At 37.1% G+C, this 2,423-nt stretch carries 2 protein-coding genes; both read left to right on the top strand.

Annotated elements, in window-relative coordinates; all coding sequences use genetic code 11:
* The coding region (locus HCJ50_RS15525; protein WP_187127567.1) for a MucBP domain-containing protein at positions 1–1,140 on the top strand (1,140 nt) is incomplete at its 5' end.
* A 204-nt stretch (positions 1,141–1,344) separates the two neighbouring features.
* On the top strand, positions 1,345–2,423 hold a 1,079-nt coding region (locus HCJ50_RS15520; protein ID WP_315984912.1), incomplete at its 3' end, for a MucBP domain-containing protein.

Below are 2,423 nucleotides of genomic sequence, written 5' to 3'. Positions count from 1 at the left end.
GATACAGCACAAACCGTGACTTATGTGTATGAAAAAGCAGCAGTAGCCGGTCAAGATGTGACGGTTAAATATGTAGACGCAGCAGGCAATGAATTAGCTACATCAGACACATTAAGTGGAAATGTAGGCGACACATATACTTCGACTGCAAAAACTATTGACGGTTGGAATCTAAAAGAAACGCCAGCAAATGCAAACGGTACATTCAGTGATACAGCACAAACCGTGACTTATGTGTATGAAAAAGCAGCAGTAGCCGGTCAAGATGTGACCGTTCAATATATAGATACAGAAGGCAATGAACTAGCTACATCAGACACATTAAGTGGAAACGTAGGTGACGCATATACTTCGACTGCGAAGGACATTGACGGTTGGTTGTTAGAAACTACACCAGTAAACGCCACTGGGACATTCAGTGATACAGCACAAACAGTAACCTATGTCTATGAAAAAGAAGTAGTAGCCGGTCAAGATGTGACGGTTCAATATGTAGACACAGCAGGCAATGAATTAGCTTCATCAGATACATTAAGTGGAAACATAGGCGACACCTACATTTCTATCGCAAAATCCATTGATGGCTGGAATTTGAAAACAACGCCAGCAAATGCAATTGGTACGTTCAGTGATACAGCACAAACCGTCACGTACGTCTATGAAAAAGCGACAGTAGCTGCTCAAGATGTGACGGTTCAATATGTAGATGGGGCAGGCAATGAACTAGCCGTATCAGATACATTAAGTGGAAACGTAGGCGACGCCTATACTTCGACTGCGAAAGATATTGACGGCTGGAATTTGAAAACAACACCAGCAAACGCAACTGGGACATTTAGTGATACAGCACAAACCGTCACATATGTGTATGAAGAAAAGACAGATACTATCATCCCTGTCCCAGAAGATCCAACGACACCTAATGATAAAACAACAGATGGTAAGTCGAATGTAACTCCAACAGGGAAAATGAGTATTCAACCAACAGATTCATTAAATTCAACCAAACAAGCGAAAGAAAAAACCTCCCTGCCAAAAACAGGAGATAGCGCACAAAACAGTGGTATGTTAGCTGGATTAGTTCTTCTATTATTCGGCGCAGCACTACTAACAAGACGTCAAACGAAAAAAAATAAATAATAAGCTAACAAACTGAACTTAGAGTCAGTAATTCAAAAAGGGATTTGGATAGAACCTTAGAGGGACTATCCAAATCTCTTTTTGATTGCTTTTCATCATTTCGCCATATATTCATTATCAATTTGTGTATTTTACAGTTTAGCCATCATAGTTATATGATATGGTAATACCAACTTACAAAATTAGATAGGTGTTGATTTTAAATTGAAGAAGGTTCTCTTAATAACCTTTAGTCTCATTATTATGGCGACAGTCATTTCTTTTCATACAACCAAGGTCCAAGCAGCCTCTTGGTTGGAGCAAGAATTAGATGGAAATGAACCATTTATAGTTGCTACAGAAAAGGCAGTATCCAAAAATCGTGAGGATATAACTCTAGCTGACTTAGAAACGATAAAAAAATTACCAACTATTACTGGAGCAGCAACTATTCCTGATAAAATATCGGATTATAAAAACTTAACGGAATTGAAGGTGAATAGGGGAACTATTGCAAAAGTTCCTGATAGTGTTGGCCAACTTAAAAACCTTGTTGTTTTAAATGTGAATCAAAATAATCTACAGGAATTTCCTATGGTTGTTTTCCAACTACCAGCTTTAGTAGAATTAGATATAAACCAAGGAAATATCACGGAAATCCCGGCAGAAATCACTGATTTATCTTCTCATTTAACCAGACTTGATATCCGTTTTCAAAAGCTAGTATCACTCCCTAATAATATTTTTACTACTAATTGGAGTAATATAAGTACTCATAAATTAATTATATCAACTACAGGAAATCAAATTACCTCTGACGTACCAGCCAATTATTTTGATAACTTTAATGCAGGTGGTAATTTACTAGAATTTTACGATAATCCACCTACGAGTTATTATCAACAGCAAGATCAATTAATATATAAAGGTAATCGAATTGTCATTCCATTAAATACAAACTTCAATCAATTGACACCAGATAAAACAGAACTAGGCTTACAATCTGGCAAAGCACTTTTTACGAATCATACGTTTACCTACTATGATGATGGGAGTTCCAACAACGTATTAACTAATGGTGTAGCAACACATAAAGGTAATGGGTATATTACCATTAAAAGTAGTAACTCTACCAATTCTAATCCTTTTGCGAAGGTTAGAGTTCCAATTACTGTTACTGATCCAGTAGCTGGCCAAGATGTGACCGTCAAATATGTAGATGAAGAGGGCAATGAACTAGCTACATCAGACACATTAAGTGGAAATGTAGGCGACGCATATAATTCAACAGCCAAAGACATTGA

The sequence above is a fragment of the Listeria immobilis genome, from assembly GCF_014322765.1.
Lineage (GTDB): Bacteria > Bacillota > Bacilli > Lactobacillales > Listeriaceae > Listeria > Listeria immobilis.
This window is presented reverse-complemented; position numbering and strand designations above follow the sequence as displayed.